Raw genomic sequence first — 25,184 nt, 5'->3', positions numbered from 1 at the left:
GAATCCGGCGCATGACGGTTCGATATCCACGCCCCTTGCGCCCCGGCGACTGCGTCGGCATCACTTCTCCTTCGAGCGGAGTCGCCAACGGGCTGCGTGCGCGCCTCGACGTGGCCGTGCGCGATGTGGAGGCCCGGGGCTACGACGTGGTGGTCGGCCAGTGCATGGACGGTTCCGGTCACGTCAGCGCCCCCGCGGCAGACCGCGCCGAGGAACTGATGGCGATGCTGACCGAACCCGGCATCAGAGCGGTGGTGCCACCCTGGGGCGGGGAGACGGCGATCGACCTGCTGCCCCTGCTCGACTGGGACCGGTTGCGAGCAGCCGAGCCGACCTGGCTCGTCGGGTACTCCGACATGTCGACCCTCATCACGCCGCTCACCCTCCTCACCGGAACAGCGACGGTGCACGGCAACAACCTGATGGACACCCCCTACCGGGCGCCCGATGGGCTCCTGACGTGGCTCGACATCGTCGCCGCTCCGCAAGGGAACCGCTTGATGCAGACTCCGCCCGACCGCCACCGGGCCACGGGCTGGGACGACTACAGCGCCCAACCTGACGTTCGCACCTACACACTTGACACGCCCGGCAGGTGGGCCAGGCTGGACGCCGAGGGAGACGTGGAGGTCGAAGGACGCCTGATCGGCGGCTGTATTGAAACGCTCTGCAACCTCACGGGCACGGCCTATCTCGACGTTTCCGCCTTCGCGCGAGCCGAGGCCCCGGAAGGCCTCCTCGTCTACGTCGAAGCGGCCGGCGACGACGCTTTCACCATCTGCAGGAACCTGCACGGTATGCGGCTGGCGAGCTTCTTCGACAGGGCGAACGCGATCCTCGTCGGCCGGACCTCAGCACCTGACGCCCCCTCACTCACCCAGCACCAGGCTGTCCTGGACGCACTTGGCCCCTTGAACGTCCCGGTCATCGCCGATGTCGAGTGTGGTCACGTTCCGCCGTACCTGCCCCTTGTCAACGGAGCACAAGGCCGACTCGTACACACCTCGACCCACAGCGAACTGACCCAGATACTGGATTGACGCCCCGGGCCGGAGGCAGCGGGACCGGGCTCCTCCCCACAGGAGTGCACGGCCCGGCCCGAACGCTGTCGCCACGGGTAAGTTCTCCTGGGCCCGGAGCCGCCGAGCCCGTGTCCCGGCGTAGCGGATCGGCCCCCAGCCGACCGTGTTGGCGACGACGTGCGACAAGGACGTGCGACAAGAAGGACTGCGTGCGCGGCCTGCAAACACCCCCGCCACCGGATCTCCCTGGGCTCCATCTCCGTAGCGGAGGCGGCCCAGTTCGCGCAGGAGATCAACCGGCGGCTGGACGGGCTCGCCGAAGGCCCGGTCCCGGCGTAGCGCCTGCGCGGGCAGGCCGCCGTCACACCACGCAGAACTCGTTCCCCTCCGGGTCGGCCAGTACGAGATGGTCCGGTCTGCCCTGAAGACTCTCCTCGCGCAGCACCGTCGCCCCGGCGGCGGTCAGCCGTTCCACGGCCGCCAGTACGCGCGGCCACCGCACTTCCCACGGGGTTTCGCGCCCCCCGCCCGCCTGCACGTCCAGGTGCAGGCGGTTCTTCACCGCCTTGCTCTCCGGCACCTTCAGGAAGGAGAGGCCGGGGGAGATACCCTCCGGGTCGGAGAGGTACGCGCCGTCGTTCCACTCCTCCTCCGGGACGCCGTGGTGCAGCAGCCACTCCGGCCAGTTGGCGAACCCCTCGGGCGCCGGCCGCTCGACGTAGCCCAGCGCCACCGCCCAGAACCGGGCCAGCGCCGCCGGGTCCGCGCAGTCGACGGTCAGACTCCACCGGGTCGTCATGTCGGTCCGCCTCGCTCTCCCGCGCGTCCGGGACGCGGTCTCCTCATCCCGTAGGGGATCCCGTGGTTCTTGAGTCGTAGGCGGCGGTTCCTGAGTCGTACGCGACCGCGGCGCACGTTCCGACCACAGCCTGACGCCTCACGACCGCCGGAAAACCATCATGGATACATGACCACAGCAACCGCCACCGCGCCCCGCTCCTCCGCGCCGCGTACCCCCGCGGCCCACCCCGTCCGCAGCGCCGTCCGTGCGGTGGGGGCCTTCGCCTCCGCCGCCTTCAGCGTCATGATCCTCGGCGAGCACGGCCGGCGCTGAACCGGGCCGGATCCGGATGTGGCTGGTCGGCCTGACCGACCTCCCGATCTGCCCGGCCCGCCTGGCCGCCCGGGAACGCTACGGAGTCGGCCCGTCGTCCGAGTCCGGCGCGTCGGCCGGACCCGTCTGACCCGTCGAACCCGTCTGATCCGTCGAACCCATGGGATCCGTCAGCTCCGTCGCCCCCGCGTCCGCCGCCCCCGACAGCAGGTCGTCCGCGTCCACGATCCGGTACGCGTACCCCTGCTCGGCCAGGAACCGCTGCCGGTGCGCGGCGAAGTCCTGGTCGATCGTGTCCCGGGCCACCACCGAGTAGAACCGCGCCTCGTGCCCGTCCGCCTTCGGGCGCAGTACCCGGCCCAGGCGCTGTGCCTCCTCCTGGCGTGAGCCGAAGGTCCCCGAGACCTGGATGGCGACCGTCGCCTCCGGAAGGTCGATCGAGAAGTTCGCGACCTTCGAGACGACCAGCACACTGATCTCGCCCTCGCGGAACGCCCCGAAGAGCTTCTCGCGCTGCGCGTTCGTCGTCTCGCCCTTGATGACCGGTGCGTCCAGATGCTCGCCCAGCTCGTCCAGCTGGTCGATGTACTGTCCGATGACCAGGGTCTGCTCGCCCTGGTGCTTGCGGACCAGCGCCTCCGTGACCTTCCGCTTGGTCGCGGTCGTCGCGCAGTAGCGGTACTTCTCCTCCGCCTCGGCCGTGGCGTAGGCGAGCCGCTCGGTGTCCGTCAGATTGACCCGGACCTCCACACAGTCGGCGGGTGCGATGTACCCCTGCGCCTCGATCTCCTTCCACGGCGCGTCGAACCGCTTGGGCCCGATCAGCGAGAAGACGTCCGACTCGCGGCCGTCCTCCCGTACGAGCGTCGCGGTGAGACCGAGCCGCCGCCGCGCCTGCAGATCGGCGGTGAACTTGAAGACCGGCGCGGGCAGCAGGTGCACCTCGTCGTAGATGACCAGGCCCCAGTCGCGCGAGTCGAACAGCTCCAGGTGCGGGTAGATGCCCTTCCTGCGGGTCGTCAGGACCTGGTACGTGGCGATGGTGACCGGGCGGATCTCCTTCTTCGTACCGCTGTACTCGCCGATCTCCTCCTCGGTGAGGGAGGTACGTTTCACCAGCTCGTGCTTCCACTGCCGGGCCGAGACGGTGTTGGTGACCAGGATCAGCGTCGTCGCCTTGGCCTCGGCCATCGCACCGGCCCCGACCAGGGTCTTCCCGGCCCCGCAGGGCAGTACGACGACACCGGAGCCGCCGTGCCAGAAGTTCTCCACGGCCTGCTGCTGGTACGGACGGAGCGACCAGCCCTCCTGGTCCAGATCGATCCGGTGCGCCTCGCCGTCGACGTACCCCGCGAGGTCCTCGGCCGGCCAGCCCAGCTTCAGCAGCGTCTGCTTGATCTGCCCGCGCTCGGACGGGTGCACGGCGACTGTGTCGGGGTCGAGCCGGGCGCCGACCAGCGGGGCGACCTTCTTCGAGCGGAGGATCTCCTCCAGCACCGGCCGGTCGGTCGAGGTGAGGACCAGGCCGTGTACGGGGTGCTTGGAGAGCGTGAGCCTGCCGTACCGCGCCATGGTCTCGGCGACGTCCACCAGGAGCGCGTGCGGTACGGGGTACCGGGAGTACTCGACCAGCGCGTCGACGACCTGCTCGGCGTCGTGCCCGGCGGCCCGCGCGTTCCACAGGCCGAGCGGGGTCAGCCGGTAGGTGTGGATGTGCTCGGGCGCGCGCTCCAGCTCCGCGAAGGGCGCGATGGCGCGACGGCAGGCGTCCGCCTGCTCGTGGTCCACCTCCAGGAGCAGTGTTTTGTCACTCTGGACGATCAAGCAGGACACACATACCTCCGGAAGTAGACCGTCCTGTGACTGACAGCACACCCGTCACCCCCGCCACACCTGTCATGACTGGGGCGCTGCCCCGGGCCGACCGCTTTCGGGGTTGTCCGGCCGGTGCGCCGGGATGAGGCGCTGTCCTCTGCGTACGACTTTCACGCGAAACGAAGAATTCTACCTCGCCCGGGCTCTGGGGAGCCGGTGCCGTCGGCGCCGGTGCCCGCCGGGGAACGCGACACCACGGTGGACACCCGTCGTGAGCAGGGCACACCCGCCCCTTGCTGAGGAGCTATCGGGGCATCTTCCCAGTGGAAGGTGTTGTTCCTGAAACAGCAGAGGCAGGAGAGGCACAGGAGAGGCAGGAGAGGAGAACCGTGACGGACAGGACTATGACCGACTGGTCCATGACGGACTGGACCATGACCGACTGGACACTCGACGGGGAATTCGAGACGCCTGAAGGGGTGGTGCGGTGGGGGGCCCTCGGCAGCGGGGACCCGGTCGTGCTGGTGCACGGCACGCCGTACTCCTCCTTTCTCTGGCGGGACATCGCTCCGGCGCTGGCCCGCACCCGCAAGGTCTTCTTCTTCGATCACCTGGGCTTCGGCCAGTCGGACCAGCGCGAGGGCCAGGACCTCGGCCTGGCGGCCCACGCCAGGAACTTCGCCCGGCTCCTCGACCACTGGGAGCTGTCCCGCCCCAGCGTCGTCGCCCATGACATCGGCGGGGCGGTGGCGCTCCGGACCTTGCTGCTGGAGGAGAGGGACTATCGGGATCTGACCCTCTTGGACGCGGTGAGCGGCGGCGAGTGGGAGCGAGGACTCTTCCAGCTCTTCCTGGAGCACCGGGAGGTCTTCGAGAAACTTCCGGGCTACGCGCACGAGGCCCTGGTGGCCGCCCATCTGCGGCACGCGACGCAGGCAGGGTTCCGGCCCGGGGTTCTCGACTCCTTCCTCGCACCGTGGCGGGGGGAGTCCGGGCAGGCCGCGTTCTACCGCCAGTACAGCCAGATCAGGCAGGCGGACACCGTCGCGTACGAGCACTTGCTCGGCGGTATGTCGCTTCCGGTGCGGCTCGTCTGGGGCCGCGAGGACCGCATTCTTCCTCCGGAGTACGCGGAGTGGCTGCACGCACGCGTGCCGCAGGCCGAGCTGCACTGGATCGAGGGCGCCGGCCACCTCCTCCAGGAGGACGCACCGGCCCGGCTGCTGGACCTCCTGACAGCCGGTTTCCCCCGGGCCTGAGCCGGGGCCGGCACGCGCGGCTTCCCGGCAGGGCCGAACCTGCGGTGTCGCGCATCCCCGCCGGGGTACACGCCGCGTCATGGACTCCGAACCGCGACTTCAGCGCCGTACGTGGGCCTCCACTCTCATGCGCGCCCTGGTGTTATTGGTCGGTTTCGTCTGCATGGTGGGCTTCGCGGTCGCGCTGGCCAAGGTGACGCTGGTGCCCTCCGTGGCCTCGGTGGACCTCACGCACACCAATCTCACCCCCGGCAGTTCGATCCGTACGTACGTCGACCAGCCGGCCTTCCGCGACACGGTGAAGCAGGTCGGCGGCAATGTGCTGCTGGGGATGCCCTTCGGGGTGCTGCTGCCGGTGCTCATCCCCAAGGCGCGCGGGCTGCTGCGGGTGGTGCTGGTGACCGCCTTCGTGATGCTGCTCGTCGAGACGGCGCAGGGGCTGGTCATCACCGGGCGCGCGTTCGACATCGACGACGTCATCCTCAACACGACGGGCGCGCTGCTCGGCTATCTGCTGCTCGGGCGGCGGCTGGGGCGGGCGCTGCACCCCCGGCGCGTCCACTGGTGGCAGCGGGCGGCCACGAGGGCCCGCCGCGAGGAGGCCTTGGGCGGGAACGTCCCCGCCACCGAGAAGGCCCCCGCCACCGCGAAGGCCCCCGCCACCGAGAAGGCCCCCGTCGCGCGGAAGGCCCCCGCGAAGAAGACATCTGCCGCCGGGAACGGTTTCAGGACCGCCGCCAGGAACGCTGCCAAGAAGACTCAGACCAAGGGGACCCAGTCCAAGGGGACTCAGTCCAAGGGCACTCAGTCCAGGAAGACCCAGGCCAAGAAGACCCAGCCCAAGAAGACCGCCGCCACCGCCAAGAAGACCCAGAAGTCCCCGGCGAAGTCCCCGGCAGGGAAGTCCGCGGCCACGGCGGCCCGTTGGTGGGCGGCCGTCAGGCCGGGTCGTCGGTCAGCTCCGCAACGCCCGTGATGCGGTGCAGCGGATACGTACGGACGTCGTCCGCGGTGTGGTCGTACGCCGTGACGAAACCGCCCTCCACCCTGACCGGGGCGATCACGCGCCTGCTGGCGGCCCCCTCCGCGTTGACGTAGCCGATCCAGAGCGCCGCGCCCGTCATCGCCGCCGCCTGGACCGTGGCCAGCGTCTCGGCCGAAGGGGTCCGGGGCAGGTCCCCGTGTTCCGGCACCGGGGCGTGGACCACCGTGGCCGCCGTGTCGCCCGCCCTGATCGCCCGCAGCGCCGCGCCGAGCAGGACGTCGTCCGGGACCGGCGGGCCCTCCGGGACCGGGGCGGGCGCGGTGCGCGGTGCGGTGCGGTAGGCGTGGGCGCGGGTGATCAGGACGTCGCCTTCGGCGGACTCGGCGGCCGGGGCGAAGCCCATCGAGCGCAGCCCTTCGAGCAGCCCGGCCGGGTCGGCCATGGAGGCCAGCACCGTGGGCGCCAGGCGGCGCAGCCGCAGTGACTGGGCCCGGGTGTCGGCCAGGATCTCGCTGAGGACCGCGTCGTCGTCGCACCGCACGTAGGACGAGGCCGCCCCGACCCGGAGGTGGCCGTGCTTGCGTGCGACGTCGTCGATCAGATACGAGAGCGGCTGCGGCACCGGCGTACGGCTGTGGGCCGCGAGGAAGGCATGCAGGTCGGCCGCGGTCTGTCCGGCGTCGAGTGCTCTGCGCACCGAGCCCGCCGTGAAGCGGTAGACGGTGGCGCCGCCCTTGGACTCGATGTCGGCCGCGACCCCGAGCAGCGCGGCGAGCGGACGTTCCAGCGGGCCGGGGGCGACGGCCGTGAGGTCGGCCTGGAGCAGTACGTGGTCGAGCGGCTCCGGGATCAGCGGGGTGATCGCTTCGGCAGCGCGGGTCCGGGCGGCGGCCAGTTCGGCGGGGGTCGGGGCGGGGTGCGGGCCGGTGCCGGGCGTGGCGTCGCCCAGGAGCGCCCTGCCGTGGGTGGAGAGGGCGCCGCGTCCGGTGATGCCCAGCAGCTCCGTCTCGTTCAGCGTCCACTGGGCGATGCGCGAGCGCAGATCGCCGACCGGGCTCGCGCCGTGGGTGTGGCGGGCCGTGGGGATGTCCGCGGCCGGGCCGGGGCCCGCGCTGCGGCCTGACGCGGTGCCGCGCACCGGGCGCTCCCAGCGCAGCCGGGTCAGCAGCGAGTCCGGGTCGGGCGCCGCGCCCTCCGGAAGGGTCGCCATCAGGGCCAGGATCCGGCGGCGCACCTCGGGCGCGGCGGCGCGGTCCAGGTCGGGGCCGAGCGCGGACAGGGCGCGGCCCTTGGGGTCCAGGCCACCGATGAGCCCGGGGGTGCGGGTGGCGGTGAGCCAGGCCGTGACCAGGTCGGCCCAGCGCTCCTGAGCCGGCGAGTCGAGCCAGAGGTCGTACGCGGGGGTGGCGGCGAACCGTTCGTCCGCCTCGCCGTCCGGGGCCAGCAGCCCTGCCGCGTAGGCGAGTTCGACCCAGAAGGCGGCGAGCGGCTCGCTCACGTCCAGGGCGGTGGCGGTCCGCTTGAGGTCGCGGACGCTGAGCCCGCCGGAGCGCAGGACTGCGGGGCCGCCCTCGTCCCAGTCCTTGAACAGGTCCTCGATGGTGGAGAGCGCGGTGAACGCCTGGCCTGCCGCCGCCGCGTCCACAGCCTGTGGACCGTACTCGCGGGCGGGCACCACCGGCGGCGGCACCGGTTCCGCCTGCTGGTGCGCGCGCCCGGCGCGCAGATGGAGCGCGGCCTCCCGGGGGAGTACCACCGTGCGCGCGCTGGCGGGCAGCAGCAGCCCGTGATCGCGCAGCCACTGCACGGGCCGGGTCGGTGCGGCGGCCACTTCCCCGTACGGCGGGCCCCAGACGAGCCTGCTCAGTACGTTCAGCGACTCGGTCGGCGCCTCGTCGAGCAGTGCCGACATCCGGGTCCGGTCGGTGAAGAGCGAGGTCAGCGCGGTGACCGCGGAGACCGAGTCATGCGTGCCCGCGAGACCGGCCGCGGTGACGATCTCCTGGACGCGGCCCGGCGACATCCCGACCGTCGCCTCCGCCACGGTCGGCCCGAGGCCGGTCGGCGAGGGGTGGGTGGGGGAGGGCGCGAGGAGTTCGCGGGCGGTGCGGACGAGCCGGAGCCGGTCGTCCGGGCCCCAGATCAGGGCCTGTTCACGGAGCCGCTCCACCGCACCGGGCAGCGCGTCCACGACCGCCGGGTCGTGCTCGTCACCGGCCATCAGGGCGAGGAGCGTCTCGTACGGGGCGGGGTCGGGGGCGACCGCGAGCGCCTCCGCGGTCTGGAGCGTGAACCGGTCCAGGTGTTCCAGCGCCCTGACGACCGACGCACGGGTGCCCGCCCGGGTCGCCAGCTGGCTGAGATCGCTGGGCACCGGGGTCAGCAGGTCGGGCCGCGCCCGCAGCAGTCCGGTCAGGGATGCGTCGTCGCGGGTGCGCAGAGCCTCCGCGAGGGTGCGCGGTGGCGTGCTGCGTGTTCGTTCCGGCACGTGCGCCTCCCGGTCGTGCGGACGGGTCCCATCCGGCCCACGTTACTGAGATTTACCGGGAGATGGCGCATCGCCCCACGTTGGACCCGATGACTTCGTCCACGGGGATGCGGGCAGGACGGCGGAGGACAGCGGGAAAAGAGCGCGTGAGGGAGCCGGGAGTACGGACGGTGTGCGGTGGGGGAGCTACGGTCGGTGCAGAGCGGCGTGAAGGGGTGCGAGTCCGTGGGGATCGAGAGCGATCAGCTCGTCTACGACTATCTGAGCCGGGTGGGCGACCTGGCCCAGCGGCAACTGACCGCGGCCGACCGGATGCGGCTCGTCGCCTCGCTGCGCAGCGAGATCGACCGGCAGCGCGCCGGGGCGGACGCGGGCGGCGAGGCCGGGGTGCGCCGGATCCTCGGCCGGCTCGGCACACCGGCCGAGCAGGTGGCGGCGGCGACGGGCGCGGGCCCGCCGGCGGGCGTGGCGGAGCCGGACCCCGAGCCGGTACGGGACCGGGCGCGGCGGATGCCCCGCCCGCGGCGGAACGATCCGGCGGGCGCCGGGCAGGACGGGGCGGCCGGGCAGGCGCGGGCCGGTCTCGGCCGGGTCGGTCTGGGCAAGACCGGTGCCGGGGGCGGCAGATGGGGGCTCGGCCGGGGAGAGAAGCCCGCGCCGCCGCCCCCGCGCTCGACGGCCGCCGCACCGCCGCACCTCGCGGGCGAGGACGAACTGGGCCCGTCCGGCGGCGATCCGGACTGGTGGCGCATCCAGCCGGGGTCCTTCGGCGGCGGTGACGCGGTGCCGGGCTTCACCGGGGGTGTCGAGATCCCCGAGATACTCAAACCGCCGCCCGGCGCGGAGTCCGAAGAGTCCGATGATTCCGGCGAGTCCGACGAGGGCGCTGACGGGGCGGACGGTACGGATGCCGCTCCCGGGAAGACCGACGGGGGCGGCGCCGGGGGAGCGGCCGTCGAGGCGGAACCCCGTCGTGGCCGGGCCCTGCTCGGCCGCAGGCCGTCCGGGGGCGTAGGGGGTGGAGTCCGGGCCGCCGGGGGCGGCGGCGCCGTGCGGGCCGTCGCCGGGGGGTTCTCCTCGCCGTTCCTGCTGCTCGCGGCGGTCCTGCTGGTGGTCGGCGCCGTACTGGGCTCGCTGATCGCGCTCGGTGCGGGCTGGCTCCTCGCGTACGTCTCGCGCAGGCTCAGCAGGGCCGAGGCGAAATGGGCGGTGTTCGGGCTGCCGGGGCTGGCTCTGACGGGCGGGATCGTCTGGCTGTGGGGGCGGTCGAGCGGACGGTGGGGTACGCCGATCCCCTCGCACGGGATGGGCGACGCGGTCTCCGGGGTGTGGCCTGTGGTCCTGCGGGTGGCCGCCGGTGCGTCTGCGCTGTATCTGGTGTGGCGGGCGCGGAGACGGCTGCCGTAGGGCGGCGCCCGCCGTCGCCCCGCCGCCCCCTGGCCGGCCTGCCCCTCACCGGCCCGCCGTCGCCCCCAACGCCCCCTCACCGGCCCGCCCCCTCACCGGCCCGCTGTCACGCCGGCCTGCCCCCTCACCGGCCCGCCGTCGCCCCCAACGCCCCCTCACTGGCCCGCGCCCTCACCGGCCCGCCGTCGCTCCAGCCGCTGCCCGTCGCTCCAGCCGCTGCCCGTCACGTCCGCCGCTGCCCCGCCGCGTCCCCTGTGTCCCCGTTTACGTCTGTAGCAGGCGTGTTGCTCTCTCGTGACGATCTTGGCCGGTGCGGCGGGCAAGCTGTTCTCAGACAGGGGTTCGGCCGGCCGACCGGCCGGACCGGGAGCTGAGAGAAGGAGAGCTGGCCATGGGTATGACTCGCAAGTTCGTCGTGACGGTCGCCGCCACCGCCCTGGCAGGAGCCGCGGGTGTGGGAGTCGCCCAGGCGTCCACCACCTCGCACGCGTCTGCCGCGACCGGCGTCAAGGTCTCTTCCTGCCGCCCCGCGAACCACACCGCGAAGATCACTCCGGATGCCTCCAGCGCCGGGCACCGCCACTACCGCGTCACGCTGACCGCGGCACCCGGTACGGAGTCCTGCAAGCTGGCCGGATCGCCCAGCGGTGTGCACTTCTACAACCACGGTTCCCTGAAGGGGGTTTCCGCGAAGGCGTACGGCACGCAGAGCCACGCGGTGACCCTCAGCCCCGGCCACCCGGTCCACTTCGACATCCAGGTGCCCAGCAGCACCAAGGGCGCGTCGGCCGACGAGGTCGCGTTCACGCTCCGGACCCCCGGCGGCGGCACGATCCCGGGCGAGTCCTTCGCCGACGGCAAGCTCTCGGTGGACGCCGGTACGCAGATCGGCGCCCTGCAGGCCGGTGCCTGAGCCGACCGCGTAGCCACGGCACTTCACCGTGCCCCTGTGCCGCCGTTCCCCTCGACGGGAGCGGCGGCACCGTGCTGAGCGGGCCCGCGCAGTCCGGGCCTGCCGGTACAGCCTCCGGCCGGCCGGTACCGGCACGGATCACCGGCCGGTACCGGCAGGGCTCACCGGCCGGTGAGGTCCGTCTGCAGCTGGTCGAGGACCTTGTCCGCCGCCGTGTAGCCGATGCCCTGGATCCACAGCTGGTCGTCGACGCCGAACGACTTCCCGTTCCTGACCGCGGTCAGGTTCTTCCACAGGCCGCTCCGGGTGGTCTGGGTCTCCTTGGCCTTCGCCGGGTCGCCGTACGTGGAGTGGAAGAGCACATCCGCGTTGGCCAGGTCGATCCGCTCGGGGCTCACGTCGTACGTGAAACCGTCCTTGGCCTTGTCCGTGATGGCCGGGCGGCCGACGCCGAGGTCCGCGAGGATCGTGCCGATGTAGTTCTTCTTCCCGTAGATCCGAATGTCGGCGCCCTCCACGAACCGCACCACACCGACCTTCGTGGCGGCCGTCTTCGCCGGCCCGCCGAGCGCGGCCACGACGCGCCGGACGTGCGCCTTGTACGCGGCGACGGCCTTTCCGGCCTCGGCCTGCCTGCCGAGCGCCTCGGCGTGCATCCGGAAGTTGGCCTTCCAGGGGTAGCCGGTGCTCTCCGTCATGACGGTCGGCGCGATCGCGCTGAGCTGGTCGTACTTGTCGCCGTGCCGGACCTTGCTGGTGAGGATCAGATCGGGCTTGAGCGCGGCGATGGCCTCCATGTTGGGCTGGAGCATCTCGCCGACGTCCTTGATCCCCGCGACATCCGCCCTGGGCAGATAGTCCAGGAAGCCGGACTTCACATCGGCGTGCGTGGAGCCGACCGGCTTCACGCCGAGCGTGATGGCGGAGTCCAGCTCGGCGGTGTCCAGGACGACGACCCGCTTGGGGTGGTCGGGGACCCGCACCTCGCCCATGGCGGTCTTCATGGTGTGGGTGGCGGCTGCCCCGCCGGACGGCTTGCCGCTGGTGGAGCCGGAGCCGGAGCCGGAGCCGGAACCGGAGCCGCAGGCGGTGAGAGCCAGCGCGCCGGTGAGGACGAGAGCGCATGCGACGGTACGGCGACGGTGGAGTAAGTGCTTCATGAGGAGCCCTTTCGACGGCGTTCGTTTCGACGGCGTTCGTTCCGTTGGACGGCCTTTGCTCACGTCTGCTTACGTCTGCCTACGGCGGCTCACGTCTGCTTGCCCCGACCGCCCGCGTCGGCCCCACCTGCACCGGCACCGCCCCCGGCACCCGAGCCGGAAACCGGGCCCCCGCCCGCGTCCCCGCCCCAAGGCGCCCCCGGCACCACCAGTGGCGACCCCGTCACCGGGTCCGGGACCACGACCGACTCCAGGCCGAACACCTCCCGTACGAGCTGGGCGGTGACGACCTCCCCCGGGGGCCCCTCGGCGACGATCCGGCCGTCCTTCATGGCGACCAGGTGATCGGCGTACCTGGCCGCCTGGTTGAGGTCGTGCAGCACCGCGACGACGGTCCTGCCGCGTTCCTTGTTCAGCCGCCGCACCAGGTCCAGCACCTCCACCTGGTGGGCGATGTCGAGATAGGTGGTCGGCTCGTCCAGGAGCAGCAGATCGGTCTCCTGGGCGAGCGCCATCGCGATCCAGACGCGCTGGCGCTGCCCGCCCGAGAGCTCGTCCACGGCGCGCTCGGCGAGTGAGGTGATGTCGGTGCGCTCCATGGCACCCGTGACGGCCCGTTCGTCCTCGTCCGACCACTGCTGCCACCAGTGCTGGTGCGGCTGGCGGCCGCGCGCCACCAGGTCGGCGACGGTGATCGCCTCGGGCGCCGAGGGGGACTGCGGCAGCAGCCCGATCGACTGGGCGATCTTTCGGGTGGGGGTACGGGCCAGCTCGGCGCCGTCCAGGAGCACCGCCCCGCTGCGCGGCTTGAGCAGCCGCCCCAGGGCCCGCAGGGTGGTGGACTTCCCGCAGGCGTTGGGCCCGACGATCACGGTGACCCGCCCGTCCGGCACCGCCAGGTCGAGCCCGTCGACCACGGTGCGGTCGTCGTACGCGAGGGTCAGCTCACGCGCCGTCAGCCTGCTGCTCGCCGCCGTGCCGGCCGCCGCCCCGCCCGTCGTCGTACCCGTGGTCGTGCTCGTCGCCGTCCCGGTCATGCGTTGCCTCCACTGCGGCCGCGGGCACCGTGCGCCTTCGCGATCAGCCAGATCAGATACGGGGCGCCGACCGCCGCCGTGAGGACGCCCACCGGCAGTTCGGTGGGCGCGAGGAGCTTGCGGCCCAGCAGATCGGCGAGGACCACGATGAACGCGCCCGTCAGCGCCGAGCAGAGCAGCGGGATCTGCGCGGTCCTGGTCATCCGGCGGGCGATCTGCGGCGCGAGCAGCGCCACGAAGTCCACCGGCCCCGCGGCGCCGGTGGCCACCGATGCCAGCACCACGCCGAGCAGGACGAGTCCGAGCCGTACCCGCCCGAGCCGTACGCCGAGGGCGGTCGCGGTGTCGTCGTCCATGGAGACGGTGCGCTGGGCGTACGCGGCCCACAGCACCGCGGGTACGAGCGCGAGCAGCACCCAGCCGAGCAGCCCGGCCTGGCTCCAGCCGCGGCCGTTCAGCGAGCCGGTGAGCCAGATCTGGGCCTGCTGGGCGACCAGGTAGTCGCCCTTGGTCAGGAAGAGCTGGGTGACCGAGCCCAGCGCGATGGCGAAGCCGATGCCGATCAGCACGAACCGGGTGGCGTGCAGCCCGCCGCGCCAGGCGAAGACGTACACCAGGGCCGCGGCGGTGATCCCGCCGATGACCGAGAGGTACGGCAGGACGGCGGTCGAGGTCACCCCGAGGGACATCGCGGCGACGGTGAGCGCGCCCGCGCCCTTGCTGATGCCGATGATGTCGGGGCTGGCCAGCGGATTGCGGGCGACGGTCTGGATGAGGGCGCCGGCCACCCCGAACGCGGCGCCGACCAGCAGCCCCACGACCATGCGGGGCAGCCGCAGGGTCCCGACGACGAGTTCGTCGGGCGAGGGCCGGCCGAGTACGACCCTGACGACCTCGCCGGGTGCGATGAACTCCTCGCCGACGCAGAGGTACGCGACACAGGTGGCGGCCAGCAGCACGGCGAGCACCAGGGCGACGGCCGCCGCCCGCCGGTGCAGCAGGAAGGTGCCGCCCCCGGCCCGCACCCGCGCGTACCCCGCAGGGCGCACGGCGGCCGTGGAGGGCGCGGTGGTGGTCGTCGTCGCAGCGGACGTCACGCCGGGACCGCCTTCCGGCGTACGAGGGTGACCAGGAAGGGCACCCCGATCAGGGCCGTCATCACCCCGGCAGGCACCTCGCTCGGCGGGAAGACGACCCGGCCGACGGTGTCGGAGACCAGCAGCATCACCGGGCCGACGAGGGCCGCCATCGGCAGCACCCAGCGGTGGTCGCTGCCGACGATCGCACGGGCGATGTGCGGCACCGCGAGGCCGATGAAGGCGATGGGTCCGGCGGCGGCGACGCCCACGCCGGTCAGTACGGTGGCGCCGATCCCGCCGACGACGCGTACGGTCGCGACCTTCTGGCCGAGCCCCCGCGCCATGTCGTCGCCCAGCGCCAGCGCGTCGAGCCCCCGTGCGACCGAGGCCACCAGCACCACGCCCACCAGCAGGAACGGCCAGATCTGGCCCACCACATCGGTGTCCCGGCCGCCGATCGAGCCGACCTGCCAGAAGCGGAACTCGTCCAGCGCCGACGCCTTGGTGGTCAGGACCGCCTGCACCACGGAGACGAGCAGCGCGTTGATCGCGGCGCCGCCCAGCGCGAGTTTCACCGGGGTGGCGCCGCCGCGGCCCCGGGAGGCGATGGCGTACACGGCGACGGACGCGGCAGCGGCCCCGGCGAAGGCGAACCAGACGTATCCGGTGAGGGTGTGGATCCCGGCGAAGGCGATGGCCAGCACCACCCCGACGGACGCGCCCTGGCTGATGCCGAGGATGCCGGGGTCGGCGATGGGGTTACGGGTGATGCCCTGGAGCACGGTCCCGGCCAGGGCGAGCGCGGCGCCCACCATGAGGCCGATGAGGGTGCGCGGCACCCGCAGTTGGCGTACGACTTCGGCGGTGTTGCTGTGCCCGCCGTGCAGCAGCGCGTCGATCACCGCCGACGGCGCGATGGCCCGTGCCCCGACCGCGAGGCTGAGCAGGACCGCCAGCAGCAGGGCCACGACGGCGGCGGCCGTCCAGGCGATGCGGCGGCGGGCCACGGGAGTTGACATCTGACCCATTCCGAAGGTTGGTAAGGCTTGGCTAAGTCTAAGCTCAGCGCCTTCGGGCGGGCCGGTCAGGTCGGGAGCGGAGAGAGGATGGAGGGCATGTCTGCACACCCTCTGACGGTCGGCTTCGACCTGGATATGACCCTGATCGACTCCCGGCGCGGGATCCACGCCGCCTACCAGGCACTTTCCGCGGAGACCGGAAGGTATATCGACGCCGACCTCGTGGTCACCCGGCTCGGCCCGCCGCTGGAGACGGAGCTGGCCGAGTGGTTTACGGAAGCGGAGATTCCGGCGATGCGCGACCGCTACCGTGAGATCTACCCCACATACGCGATCGAGCCGACCACGGCGATGGCGGGCGCCGCCGAAGCGGTGGCCGCGGTACGGCGGCTCGGCGGCCGGGCGGTCGTCGTCACCGCCAAGAACCAGCCCGACGCGGTGCGCCACCTGGTCCACCTCGGCATCGAGCCGGACGCCGTCGTCGGCTGGCTCTGGGCGGAGGCCAAGGCGGAGGCGCTGCGCGAGCACGGCGCTTCGGTGTACGTCGGCGACCACATCGGCGACGTACGCGGGGCGCGCACGGCGGGCGCGCTCTCCGTCGCCGTACCGACCGGCCCGATCGCCGCGGACGACCTGCGCGCGGCCGGAGCCGATGTGGTCCTGACGGACCTCACCGAGTTCCCCGCGTGGCTGGAGGGCTACGCGGCCGGGGTCGCGGCGGGCGCCTGAGTGGCCGTCGCCTGAGCGGCCATCGCCGCGCGCGCCCGGCGGCGCTGGCCCCCGATGGAGCGCAGCAGACCGGCGGCGGCGACGATGAAGCCGACGCCCATCAGCATGCACACGGCGTACGCGACGGACGGGAACGGGTGCGTCCCGAGAAAGAGCGGGGCCACCGTGACCAGGGTCGCCACAGCTCCCACGAAGAAGATGATCGCGCCGGCCTGCACTAGCCGGTCACCGGCTCGGGTCTCGTCAGGGGCATCGGCCGATTGGGTTTCGTTGCTCACCCGGCCAGGGTAGTTCCTGCGCGGAGGAACTGGACCGCGGCCGACCGGGCCGGGGACGGACTGGGCCGCGGGCGGACCGAGCCGCGGAGGAAGTGAGCCGCGAAGCAACCGAGCAGTGACGTCCCGTTACTGGTCCCCGAACCATGAGCGCGTCGGCAGGCACCGTTTGCCCGGCAAACACCGCCCGCTGAGGTACTAGCCTGACTCCCGGCGGGTCGAGCGACCCGCTGCAGTGCTATCCAGAGCCGTTTTCTACGACTACGAGGACGAGGACAGACGGTGCCCACCGGCAAGGTGAAATGGTTCAATTCGGAAAAAGGCTTCGGCTTTCTTTCCCGCGACGACGGGGGCGATGTCTTCGTCCACTCGTCGGTTCTCCCGTCCGGAGTCGAAGCCCTGAAGCCGGGGCAGCGCGTGGAGTTCGGTGTCGTCGCGGGCCAGCGCGGCGACCAGGCGCTGACCGTGACCATTATCGATCCCACCCCGTCGGTCGCCGCGGCCCAGCGCCGCAAACCCGACGAACTGGCCTCCATCGTGCAGGACCTGACGACGCTCCTGGAGAACATCACACCGAGCCTGGAGCGCGGGCGCTACCCCGACAAGGCGGCCGGGGCGAAGATCGCCGGCCTGCTGCGCGCGGTCGCCGACCAGCTGGACGTCTGACTGACCTGACCGTACGGATGTGGCCGTACGGACCTGACTGTGCGGGCCTGACTGTGCGGATCCGGCCGTACGAACCTGACCGTACGGACGCGGTCACCCGGTGGGCCGGGGCGGGGAGTTACCGCCCCGGCCCACCTGCCGGGTCAGGCGAAGTTCAGCGCATCGGGCGCCAGCGCCGGTACGAGTCCTTCCGCCGCCGCCCGGGTGAGCAGCCCGCGGACCGCCGCGTAGCCGTCCTCGCCGAGGTCGGCGGTGAACTCGTTCACGTAGAGCCCGATGTGCTGGTCCGCGACCGCCGGGTCCATCTCCTGCGCGTGGCCCAGCACATAGGGCCGGGACACCTCGGGGTCGTCCCAGGCCTGGCGTACCGAGGCGCGCACCGTGCGGGCCAGCTCCCGCAGCCGCTCCTCGCCCAGCGACCGCTTGGCGATGATCGCGCCCAGCGGGATCGGCAGACCCGTCGTGGACTCCCAGTGCTGCCCCATGTCGGCCAGCGAGTGCAGCCCGTACTCCTGGTACGTGAACCGCGCCTCGTGGATGACCAGACCCGCGTCCACCTTGCCGTCGCGCACGGCGGGCATGATCTCGTTGAACGGCATCACGACGATCTCGCCGACGCCGCCGGGCACCACCTCGGCCGCCCACAGCCGGAACAGCAGATACGCCGTCGAGCGCTCGCTCGGCACGGCGACCGTCTTCCCCGTGAGGTCCACACCGGGGCCCCGGGTCAGCACCAGCGGCCCGCAGCCGCGCCCGAGCGCCCCGCCGCACGGCAGCAGCGCGTACTCGCCGAGCACCCACGGCAGCACCGCGTACGACACCTTCAGGATGTCGAACTCGCCTCGCTCGGCCATCCCGTTGGTGATGTCGATGTCCGCGAAGGTCACATCGATCCGGGGCGCCCCCGGCACCCGGCCGTGCGCCCAGGCGTCGAAGACGAACGTGTCGTTGGGGCAGGGCGAGAAGGCGATCTTCAGCGCATCGGTGAGGAGCGGCGCTTCGGTTGCTTCGGTCATGTGCGGGTCCAACCTTCCAGTACGGGCGCGAGCTTCCCGAAGGCCGTGGTGAGCGCGGCCAGCGCGTCGCCGATGCGCCAGGCGTCGCGGTCGCGCGGGCCGACGGCGTTGGAGACCGCCCGGATCTCCAGCACCGGCACCCCCGCCTGCGCCGCGGCCTCGGCCACCCCGAATCCCTCCATCGCCTCGGCCACGGCCCCGGGGTGGGCGGCCAGCAGCCCGGCGGCCCGCTCCGCGGTGCCGGTGACGGTGGAAGCGGTGAGTACGGTGCCGGGCGTCGCCCCGGTGGCCTCGGCCACGGCCCGTACCAGGTCGGCGGGCGGCCGGTGCTCGACCGTGCCGAAGCCGAGCCCCGTGACCGGTACGAAGCCCTCGGGCGTCTCGGCGCCCAGGTCAGCGGCGACGATCGCGTCGGCCACGAGCAGCGAGCCCGGCGCAGCGTGGAAGCCGCCGCCGATGCCCGCCGAGACCACCAGACCGTACGAGCCGAGCGCGAGCGCGGTCGCCGTCCCGGCAGCGGCGGCGGGCGGGCCGACCCCGGCCGCGATCACGTCGTAACTCCCGGCGCGCGCGAGCCGGTCCGTGCCCGTGCCCGGGTCCGTGCCGTCGCCCGCGCCCGGCCGCGCGCCGGGGTCCGTGGTGCCGGTCCCGAACGCGCGCGTGACCGCGTCCCGCTCAGCGGGGACCGCGGTCACGATGAGTACACGCAAGGCGTCAGGCGTCCTTCTTGAAGACGAACGACCAGAGCCCGAAGACCTTGGTGGTGCCGTCGCCCTCGGCGATGGCGATCGTCGACGAGTTGCCCTTGGCGCCGTACTGCGAGTTGAAGAAGACGTTGCCCGGGACCGTCGTGTAGGTCTTCTTGCTGACGCCGGTCAGCTGCTGGCCGTTGAGCAGCAGCACCCAGCCCTTGTCGGCGATCTTCGGGTCCACCCCGATCCGCACGGTCTTGTCCGGGTCCACCTTGACGGACTTGGTGCCCTTCTTCTTCGCGGCACACGCCTTGGACGCGGCCATGTCCAGGCTCTTGCCGTCGTTGTAGCAGGCGGCCTCGGAGTGCACCGAGTTCGTGCCGACCGTCACGGTCGCCAGCGGCGTCGGCTTGTCGCAGGCGGACAGGACGAGGAGTCCGGCGGACACGGCACCGAGAGCGGCGGCGGTGCGGCGGCCCTTACCAGTAAGAAGCGCAACGGTCATGGGGCGAAGGCTATCGCCCGGCGCAGGTCACGCCACGCGGGGGTGCGGCGAGCCGCGTCGGGCGGCCGTGAGGAGCCCCCGTACGGTCGTGACCGCACCCACCGCGACCAGCGCGGCTCCCACCGAAGCGCCCAGGATGCCGTTGAGCGGCAGGACCATCGCGATGGCGCCGCCCACCACCCACGCCAGCTGGAGCACGGTCTCGGACCGGGCGAACGCCGACGTCCGTACGGTCTCGGGGACATCGCGCTGGATCATCGCGTCCAGCGACAGCTTCGCCAGCGCCTGCGCGAACCCGGCGATCGCCGCCAGCACCGTCACCATGACCGAGACGAAGAAGACGGCCGTGAGGACCGCGGTGCCGAGCGCCACCCCGAGCAGCGTGGCGATCATGACCTCGGGCCCGCGTGAGCGCAGCAGCGCGCCGACGGCCGTACCGAGCGCGTTGCCCCCGCCGGCCGCCACCCCGACGATGGCCAGCGAGACCGCGGCGTTCTGCCCGGCCATCGGATGCTCGCGCAGCAGGAAGGCCAGGAAGAAGATCAGGAAGCCGGAGAGCGAGCGCAGCGCCGAGTTGGCCACCAGCCCGTTCAGCACGGAGGGGCCGACCGTGCGCAGCGACGGCTTGCGCCCGTCGGCCTGCTCCACCAGCCGGGCCTTTCCCTCACCCTTGGCGGAGTCCACCTTGCGGGGCAGCGTGAACGCCAGGAACGCCCCGAACAGGAAGACAGCGGACGCCCCGTAGAGCGGCCAGGCGGAGCCGATCCGGTGCAGCCCTGCCCCGATCATCGCCCCCACACCGGTCGCGAGCAGCCCCCCGAGCGTGACCCGGGAATTGGCCTTGACCAGCGAGAACCGCGGCGGCAGCAGCCGCGGGACGACCGCGCTGCGCACCACGCCGTACGCCTTCGACGCCACCAGCACGCCCAGCGCGGCCGGGTAGAGCTCAAGCCCGCCGGTGGCCACCGCCCCCGACATGACGAGCGCCAGCACCGCCCTGGCCAGCATCGCGGCGGCCATCGCGGCCCGGCGGCCGTGCGGCAGCCGGTCGAGCAGCGGGCCGATCACCGGGGCGAGCAGCGCGAACGGCGCCATGGTGACCAGGAGGTAGAGCGCGACCCGGCCGCGGGCCTGGTCGGTCGGTACGGAGAAGAAGACGGTCGAGGCCAGCGCGACCGTGATCATCACGTCGCCCGCGCTGTTCACGGCGTGCAGCTCGATCAGTTTGCCCAGGCCCGACTCGCCCGCCCCATGGGCGTTCGTCGCCCGTCTGATCCCTTTCGCGGTACCAGTGAACGGCCGATGGAGGGCATGACCGACGGCCCGCCCCACCCTGCGTGCCGGGCTGTATCCGTCGGACGACCTTGCGGTGGTCACCCCGTCATAGTGCCCCAACCCCGTACGACCCGAACCGGGATTCGGACGCGCAGGTGGGACGAGAGCCGGAGAAGAGGTAGCGTGCACGGAGGCTGCCGACCACTCCCGGGCGGGCCCGCGACGCCTGTCACCGCACCTCGCTGCGTTGTCGGAACCGCCCAGTGACCTCGGTCACCGGGGCGATGTCCGCCTTGCGACGTACGGCGCCAGACGCCGCGGGCTCATCCGCCCGGGTGCGGTCTGCAGCCTCCAGCGCGCCACCGGCGGTCGCCCTCGGCTGTGCGCCTCTCCGTTATCCCGCAGAATGGGTGGGAGAAGGTGCGCCCCCGGGCATGTCGGGCGCGGACGTCGACGCGGTCCTCCGGTCCGCTCCGCCCGTCGCTCGTACGCGAAGTTCGTCCGGCGCACCCGTGAGACGGCGTAGGAGAGAAGCGAGACCTGTGAGTGCTGCGACGACGAGAAGCCGTACCCCCGACCGCCTGTGCGCCGAGGCGGTCGGCCTCGCCCGCGAGGCGGCGGAGGAAGCCGCCTTCCCCGGGGTGGTGGGCGAGCATGTCTCTGCGGTGGCCGAGGGCGACCGGGTGGTCACCCATTACTTCGAGTGCAAGGAGCCGGGGTACCGGGGCTGGCGCTGGGCGGTGACGGTCGCCCGAGCCTCCCGGGCGAAGGTCGTCACGCTTGACGAGACGGTTCTGCTGCCCGGCTCCGACTCGCTCCTCGCCCCGGAGTGGGTGCCGTGGAGCGAGCGGCTGCGCCCCGGCGACATGGGCCCCGGCGACCTGCTGCCCACCGAGGCGGAGGATCTTCGCCTGGAGCCCGGCTTCTCGGGCGAGGACGCGCCGCCGCCCAACTCCGTCCTCTCGGAGGAGCTGGCCGAGCGGGTCGAAGCGGAGGACGCCGAGGTCATCGACCGCACGGCGGCCCCGGCCCGCGGCACGGTCGCGGCGGTCGCGGACGAGCTGGGGATGCGGCGGGCGCGGGTGCTCTCCCGGTACGGCCTGCACCAGGCGGCGGACCGCTGGGACGAGGAGTACGGCCCGAAGACCCCGATGGCCCAAGCGGCTCCCGCTTCCTGTGTGACCTGTGCCTTCCTGATCCCGCTCGCCGGCTCACTGCGCCAGGCCTTCGGGGTCTGCGGAAACGAATTCGGCCCCGCGGACGGGCATGTGGTCTCCCTGTCGTACGGCTGCGGCGGCCACTCGGAGGCAGCGGTCATGCCGAAGCCACTGCGGCCTGCGCCACTGGTACTCGACTCGACGGCGGCGGACGCGTTCGCCCTGCGCCCGGACCCGGAGGGCGGCTCGGTCTCGGCCTCGGCGGAGGCGGGCGCGGACGATCTGGGGCATTCCTGAGGGGTGGGGTGGGCAGCGGGGTTTCCCCCTCAACGCCTCTCCGGCCCTGCCGCTCCCTCCCGGAGCTGACGGGGCCACAGCGGCGGTCCGATCACGCTTTCACTTCGCTTCGGGCACTTCGGCGTGTGCCGGGGCGGGCGGGCGCACTCCGGTGATGGCATGCGCGCGGGCCATGAGACGGGGCGCGAGTTCGGGATACCAGCCACGAGCGACCGCTTGCAGCATCTCCGCCAAGGCGGCGAGCTCCCCGATCCGGCCGCCCGGAGAATCCAGGATGTGGGCGAACTCCCCACGGATACGGGCGGCAGCCTCCGGCACGAGCAGGCTGTTGGCGTGCAGGAGCCCCACGTCGTACCCGTACGGCACCGATCCCCACCTCTCCCAGTCCAGCAGGCAGAGGGGTGCGGTGGTGAGGTTGCCCCAGTGCAGGTCACCGTGGCCGGTCACCCGCTGCACCCTGGCGGGAGGGGGAACGCCGAGGAACTGTGGGAAGGCCCGTTCCATCCACTCGTCCCGCACGGTCGTCCTCACCCCCTCCGCTTTGGCGAGCAGGCGGAGCGCCTGGCCAAGCTCTTCCCACCACGCGTCACTCAGCCCCGGGGCGTGATCGATGTCGGCCCGGTCCGCGGACACCACGGGCTGCGCGATGTAATCCAGGACTTCGGCCTCGAAGGCCCAGTCCCCGTCGACCCAGTCGTGCACTCCGTGCAGCCGAGGACGCGGAACGCCCCCTGGGACGAGCAGCGCAGCCCCGGTGATGCCCTCCCCCTCCTTTCTGCCCGCATTCCTCCGCGCCGTCCGGCCGACTCGCAGCCACCTGTCTCCCGCCCGTCTCCCGAGGGTGACTCCGAGGAACCCCCACGCCGACGGATCCGTGCAGATGAGCCCCAGAGCCTCGGCCGCCCTGTGGTGAGCGGCCTCCATCAGAGCCCTCACCTCTTCATGCAGAGGCGAGTTCATCCATCACCTTCCTGAGTTCGTGAGACGTCAGCGGAGCAGCCAGGGCCTTGGCCACGTCGTCCCAGTGCTCGCGCGTGCTCGCGGAGGTGAGGACGATATCGAGGCCGGGGCACGAGCCGGCGGCAAGCAGGGCTGCGGCTGCGGCCGACAGGCCGGGACGGATGAGACTCACCAGCTCGGGGGCCATGGCATCGAGGAGTTCACCGCCATGCAGGGGAGCGGAGCCGAACGTGATCAGCCCCGCGTCCTTCGCCTGCGTGAGCGGTCCGCCACCGTTCAGTGCCTGCTTGATCGGATCATCCATGACCAGGCTGACGGGCAACTGCAAACCCGCGAAGTGATGCACAGGGGAACCAGCCGCCTGCCGGGCGAGCCCGAGCAACTCGGGAACGCTGAACGCTCCCGAGGTCAGGCCCGACCACGTGGCGACGCCGTACCCGCCGATCCTGCCCGCCTGGGTGAACTCCTCCAACGCTGTGAAGGCTTCCCGCACGCGCCTGTGCAGAGCGGCACGGTCAAGGTCGTGTCCGTGATGCTCCGGGTTGTGCACGAACACCAGGTCCACGCGGCCGAGCGCGGCCAGTGAACGCTCCGTCTGCCAACGGACAAAGCCCCGCTCAAGGCTGTGCTCACTGTCCGCTTCCTCCCGAGTGAACACCTCAGCGGCCAGAGCACGGCGCGCCTGTGCCGCCGTAAGAAAACCTGTCTTCGTGGCGACCCGCACGGTCGGGTACTCCCCGAGAACCGGGCGCAGTTCCTCATGTGCCGTCCCCCTGCCGTAGTTGGGCGCCGTATCCAGCCACGGACTACCGGCAGCCAGGGCGATCCGTGCCGCCTGGCCGACGGCACGCACACGGTATGTCCCCAGGGAGAGTGCGGCGGTCACAGCGCTGTCGCTACGACCGCGACGGCGTGGCCGTCGATGAGGGCGGAGACCATCTCGGCCACGTCCTTGACTCTCAGCCCGGCGGAGTCAGCCATCTCGCCCAGTGTGGTCGGCTGGTTGGTCAGCAACGTGCCCAGCGCGGGAGCGACGGCCTCCGCGAAGTCCCATGCCGTACCGGCTGCCGCGAAGGTAACCGTGCCCTGTTCCAGGTTCTGCGTCAGGCGTGCCCTCGGAGCGGTGAGCCTGACCGCGATCTCCCGTCGCGCGGGGAGCCCTTCGATGTAGGGCAGCGAGGGAACGGCGTGGCCCAGGTCGGTCGTGTCGATCGACTCGGCCCACCGCTCCACAAGTCGGGGGTCCGCCATCGTGTCGGTCACCGCACGACGCAGGGCGTCCATGAAGTCCGACTGTTCCGCCGGGGCCCCGAAGCGGGGAACGTCTCGGCGCAGTGCGAGGGATGCCCGGAGCTGGTCGACGATCCAGAGCATCAGATCCGCACCTGTGTGCGGTACCAGACCGAAGGTCAGATGCAGTGATTCCGTCCCCTGGTCGGCAGCGACCGAGTGCCACCAGCCCCGTGGCAGGTAGAGCATGTCCCCCGCCGACAGGACAAGGTCTGCCAGCGGGCCGCCTTCCGGTTCGTCCGGCGATTCCACGTCCCGGAAGGCGGGCGCCTCACGGGTCGTACCCCACAGGCGCCATCGCTTCGAGCCGTGCAGTTGCACGACAACGACATCATGATCGTCCCAGTGCCGGCCGAAGCCCTCCCGCTCGGTCCACGAAGCGTAGGCGTTGACCTGCACCGAGGTCCCGAGAAACCGCTCCAGCCCCTCGGCAGCCGCCCGCACGGCAGGGTGGATCTTCTCGACAGCATCGAGCACCAGGGAGGCCCCCTCTCTGAGCTGCGCATGGAACTCGGACGGCTGGATGCGAGACCAGGTGACCCCACGGCGGTTCGTCGTCAGGGTTGCGTAGCGGTGCAGCGGAACCATTTCGCCGTCAACCGACAGGCGGAGCCGGGGTGGCTCCAGCCGGTGTGCGGCGACGATCCGGTTCAGGTCGTCCCAAGCGAGGAGCCCCGCTGCGTCGGCGGCGCCGGGAATGTGTGCGTAAGAGCGGTGGTACGTCTGGGCGAGGAAGGTGTCCCCGCCCAGACGCTCCGCCCACGAGGCTGAGTCGAGCAACGTGGGCGCGCCCATCAGTCGTTGCCGTCGGAACGGCCGCTGGAGTTGTCCGACTCCTGCTCGGCGCGCGTGCGCGCGGCTGCGATTCTCCGCTTCGCGATGATCAGGCCACCCCCTTCGGGGGCCGCCGCCGTGGTCTCGTGCTCCATCATCAGACCTACCTCTCTTCCGGGAACTCCAGTCCGGGATCGAACGGGAAGGTAATCATTGACCCGGAAGAGGGTGCCTGTGTGATTCTTTCCTG

The 25,184-nt window shown here is 72.1% G+C and carries 26 protein-coding genes; 10 read left to right on the top strand and 16 right to left on the bottom strand.

The annotated features are described in order from the left end of the window. Positions 1–11: 11 nt before the first annotated feature. Together ACFXBC_RS06515 and ACFXBC_RS06510 are read left to right on the top strand one after the other, a co-directional pair. Positions 12–1,040 (top strand): S66 peptidase family protein, encoded by a 1,029-nt coding sequence (locus ACFXBC_RS06515; protein WP_385019362.1) that lies wholly within the window; start codon positions 12–14, stop codon positions 1,038–1,040. A gap of 159 nt (positions 1,041–1,199) precedes the next feature. Beyond that, entirely contained in the window at positions 1,200–1,361 is a 162-nt protein-coding gene (locus tag ACFXBC_RS06510; protein WP_385019360.1) for a hypothetical protein, read from the top strand. A 22-nt stretch (positions 1,362–1,383) separates the two neighbouring features. Here ACFXBC_RS06510 and ACFXBC_RS06505 read toward each other — a convergent pair whose 3' ends face one another. Beyond that, positions 1,384–1,821, bottom strand: a complete 438-nt coding sequence (locus tag ACFXBC_RS06505) for a VOC family protein (protein WP_385019358.1) — start codon at positions 1,819–1,821, stop codon at positions 1,384–1,386. A 168-nt stretch (positions 1,822–1,989) separates the two neighbouring features. Here ACFXBC_RS06505 and ACFXBC_RS06500 point away from each other — a divergent pair, with 168 nt between their 5' ends. Then, complete coding sequence (locus ACFXBC_RS06500) at positions 1,990–2,136, top strand: hypothetical protein (protein ID WP_385019356.1); 147 nt, start codon at positions 1,990–1,992, stop codon at positions 2,134–2,136. 78 nt (positions 2,137–2,214) lie between these two features. Here ACFXBC_RS06500 and ACFXBC_RS06495 read toward each other — a convergent pair whose 3' ends face one another. Continuing rightward, positions 2,215–3,969 carry a DNA repair helicase XPB gene (locus ACFXBC_RS06495; RefSeq protein WP_385019354.1) on the bottom strand — a complete coding sequence of 585 codons (1,755 nt, stop codon included), beginning with the start codon at positions 3,967–3,969 and terminating at the stop codon, positions 2,215–2,217. 416 nt (positions 3,970–4,385) lie between these two features. Between ACFXBC_RS06495 and ACFXBC_RS06490 the strand changes: the two genes are divergently transcribed. Both ACFXBC_RS06490 and ACFXBC_RS06485 read left to right on the top strand, forming a co-directional pair. Then, on the top strand, positions 4,386–5,210 hold the full coding sequence (locus ACFXBC_RS06490) for an alpha/beta fold hydrolase (protein WP_385019457.1): 825 nt from the start codon (positions 4,386–4,388) through the stop codon (positions 5,208–5,210). Between the two features lie 79 nt (positions 5,211–5,289). Next, positions 5,290–6,186 (top strand): VanZ family protein, encoded by an 897-nt coding sequence (locus ACFXBC_RS06485; protein WP_385019352.1) that lies wholly within the window; start codon positions 5,290–5,292, stop codon positions 6,184–6,186. Here ACFXBC_RS06485 and ACFXBC_RS06480 read toward each other — a convergent pair. Then, entirely contained in the window at positions 6,149–8,683 is a 2,535-nt protein-coding gene (locus tag ACFXBC_RS06480; RefSeq protein WP_385019350.1) for a helicase-associated domain-containing protein, read from the bottom strand. The genes ACFXBC_RS06485 and ACFXBC_RS06480 overlap by 38 nt on opposite strands. Before the next feature lie 225 nt (positions 8,684–8,908). On the opposite strand from ACFXBC_RS06480, the gene ACFXBC_RS06475 reads away from it, so the two are divergent. Together ACFXBC_RS06475 and ACFXBC_RS06470 are read left to right on the top strand one after the other, a co-directional pair. Further along, on the top strand, positions 8,909–10,090 hold the full coding sequence (locus ACFXBC_RS06475) for a hypothetical protein (protein WP_385019348.1): 1,182 nt from the start codon (positions 8,909–8,911) through the stop codon (positions 10,088–10,090). A 391-nt stretch (positions 10,091–10,481) separates the two neighbouring features. Continuing rightward, entirely contained in the window at positions 10,482–11,003 is a 522-nt protein-coding gene (locus ACFXBC_RS06470; RefSeq protein WP_385019346.1) for a DUF4232 domain-containing protein, read from the top strand. 161 nt (positions 11,004–11,164) lie between these two features. On the opposite strand, the gene ACFXBC_RS06465 is transcribed toward ACFXBC_RS06470, so the two are convergent. The 4 genes from ACFXBC_RS06465 to ACFXBC_RS06450 form a co-directional block, all read right to left on the bottom strand. After that, positions 11,165–12,163 carry an ABC transporter substrate-binding protein gene (locus tag ACFXBC_RS06465; RefSeq protein ID WP_385019344.1) on the bottom strand — a complete coding sequence of 333 codons (999 nt, stop codon included), beginning with the start codon at positions 12,161–12,163 and terminating at the stop codon, positions 11,165–11,167. Positions 12,164–12,252: 89 nt separating this feature from the next. After that, the gene (locus ACFXBC_RS06460) at positions 12,253–13,200 is read right to left on the bottom strand and encodes an ABC transporter ATP-binding protein (RefSeq protein ID WP_385019342.1); all 948 of its coding nucleotides are present in this window, start codon (positions 13,198–13,200) and stop codon (positions 12,253–12,255) included. Beyond that, entirely contained in the window at positions 13,197–14,297 is a 1,101-nt protein-coding gene (locus ACFXBC_RS06455) for a FecCD family ABC transporter permease (protein WP_385019340.1), read from the bottom strand. The genes ACFXBC_RS06460 and ACFXBC_RS06455 overlap by 4 nt, the downstream gene beginning before the upstream one ends. Continuing rightward, complete coding sequence (locus ACFXBC_RS06450; RefSeq protein WP_385019338.1) at positions 14,294–15,298, bottom strand: FecCD family ABC transporter permease; 1,005 nt, start codon at positions 15,296–15,298, stop codon at positions 14,294–14,296. The genes ACFXBC_RS06455 and ACFXBC_RS06450 overlap by 4 nt, the downstream gene beginning before the upstream one ends. 87 nt (positions 15,299–15,385) lie before the next feature. On the opposite strand from ACFXBC_RS06450, the gene ACFXBC_RS06445 reads away from it, so the two are divergent. Beyond that, on the top strand, positions 15,386–16,027 hold the full coding sequence (locus ACFXBC_RS06445) for an HAD family hydrolase (protein WP_385019336.1): 642 nt from the start codon (positions 15,386–15,388) through the stop codon (positions 16,025–16,027). Here ACFXBC_RS06445 and ACFXBC_RS06440 read toward each other — a convergent pair. Beyond that, on the bottom strand, positions 15,997–16,305 hold the full coding sequence (locus ACFXBC_RS06440; protein WP_385019334.1) for a hypothetical protein: 309 nt from the start codon (positions 16,303–16,305) through the stop codon (positions 15,997–15,999). The genes ACFXBC_RS06445 and ACFXBC_RS06440 overlap by 31 nt on opposite strands. A 279-nt stretch (positions 16,306–16,584) precedes the next feature. On the opposite strand from ACFXBC_RS06440, the gene ACFXBC_RS06435 reads away from it, so the two are divergent. Beyond that, positions 16,585–16,968 carry a cold-shock protein gene (locus tag ACFXBC_RS06435; RefSeq protein WP_328318150.1) on the top strand — a complete coding sequence of 128 codons (384 nt, stop codon included), beginning with the start codon at positions 16,585–16,587 and terminating at the stop codon, positions 16,966–16,968. A gap of 143 nt (positions 16,969–17,111) precedes the next feature. Here the strand turns inward: ACFXBC_RS06435 and ACFXBC_RS06430 are convergent, their stop codons facing one another. From ACFXBC_RS06430 to ACFXBC_RS06415, 4 genes are read right to left on the bottom strand one after another with little or no spacing between them, the layout of a single operon-like run. Next, the gene (locus ACFXBC_RS06430; protein WP_385019332.1) at positions 17,112–17,984 is read right to left on the bottom strand and encodes a 1,4-dihydroxy-6-naphthoate synthase; all 873 of its coding nucleotides are present in this window, start codon (positions 17,982–17,984) and stop codon (positions 17,112–17,114) included. Then, positions 17,981–18,694 (bottom strand): futalosine hydrolase, encoded by a 714-nt coding sequence (locus ACFXBC_RS06425; protein WP_385019330.1) that lies wholly within the window; start codon positions 18,692–18,694, stop codon positions 17,981–17,983. The genes ACFXBC_RS06430 and ACFXBC_RS06425 overlap by 4 nt, the downstream gene beginning before the upstream one ends. Before the next feature lie 4 nt (positions 18,695–18,698). Then, the gene (locus tag ACFXBC_RS06420; RefSeq protein ID WP_385019328.1) at positions 18,699–19,181 is read right to left on the bottom strand and encodes a DUF2771 domain-containing protein; all 483 of its coding nucleotides are present in this window, start codon (positions 19,179–19,181) and stop codon (positions 18,699–18,701) included. Positions 19,182–19,208: 27 nt separating this feature from the next. Beyond that, the gene (locus ACFXBC_RS06415) at positions 19,209–20,558 is read right to left on the bottom strand and encodes an MFS transporter (RefSeq protein ID WP_385019326.1); all 1,350 of its coding nucleotides are present in this window, start codon (positions 20,556–20,558) and stop codon (positions 19,209–19,211) included. Between the two features lie 440 nt (positions 20,559–20,998). Between ACFXBC_RS06415 and ACFXBC_RS06410 the strand changes: the two genes are divergently transcribed. Further along, entirely contained in the window at positions 20,999–21,910 is a 912-nt protein-coding gene (locus ACFXBC_RS06410; RefSeq protein ID WP_385019324.1) for a DUF3027 domain-containing protein, read from the top strand. Between the two features lie 99 nt (positions 21,911–22,009). Here ACFXBC_RS06410 and ACFXBC_RS06405 read toward each other — a convergent pair whose 3' ends face one another. The 4 genes from ACFXBC_RS06405 to ACFXBC_RS06390 all read right to left on the bottom strand — a co-directional run bounded on the left by ACFXBC_RS06405 (position 22,010) and on the right by ACFXBC_RS06390 (position 25,092). Then, positions 22,010–22,612, bottom strand: a complete 603-nt coding sequence (locus tag ACFXBC_RS06405; protein ID WP_385019321.1) for a phosphotransferase — start codon at positions 22,610–22,612, stop codon at positions 22,010–22,012. Between the two features lie 238 nt (positions 22,613–22,850). Beyond that, positions 22,851–23,756 carry an aldo/keto reductase gene (locus ACFXBC_RS06400; RefSeq protein WP_385019319.1) on the bottom strand — a complete coding sequence of 302 codons (906 nt, stop codon included), beginning with the start codon at positions 23,754–23,756 and terminating at the stop codon, positions 22,851–22,853. Next, positions 23,753–24,940, bottom strand: coding sequence for a cupin domain-containing protein (locus ACFXBC_RS06395; protein ID WP_385019455.1), 1,188 nt, complete (start codon positions 24,938–24,940; stop codon positions 23,753–23,755). The genes ACFXBC_RS06400 and ACFXBC_RS06395 overlap by 4 nt, the downstream gene beginning before the upstream one ends. Before the next feature lie 14 nt (positions 24,941–24,954). Continuing rightward, positions 24,955–25,092: a hypothetical protein gene (locus tag ACFXBC_RS06390; protein WP_385019317.1), complete on the bottom strand. Its 138-nt coding sequence runs from the start codon at positions 25,090–25,092 to the stop codon at positions 24,955–24,957. Positions 25,093–25,184 lie beyond the last annotated feature (92 nt).

Source organism: Streptomyces sp. NPDC059398 (genome assembly GCF_042751845.1).
Taxonomy (GTDB): domain Bacteria; phylum Actinomycetota; class Actinomycetes; order Streptomycetales; family Streptomycetaceae; genus Streptomyces.
This window is presented reverse-complemented; position numbering and strand designations above follow the sequence as displayed.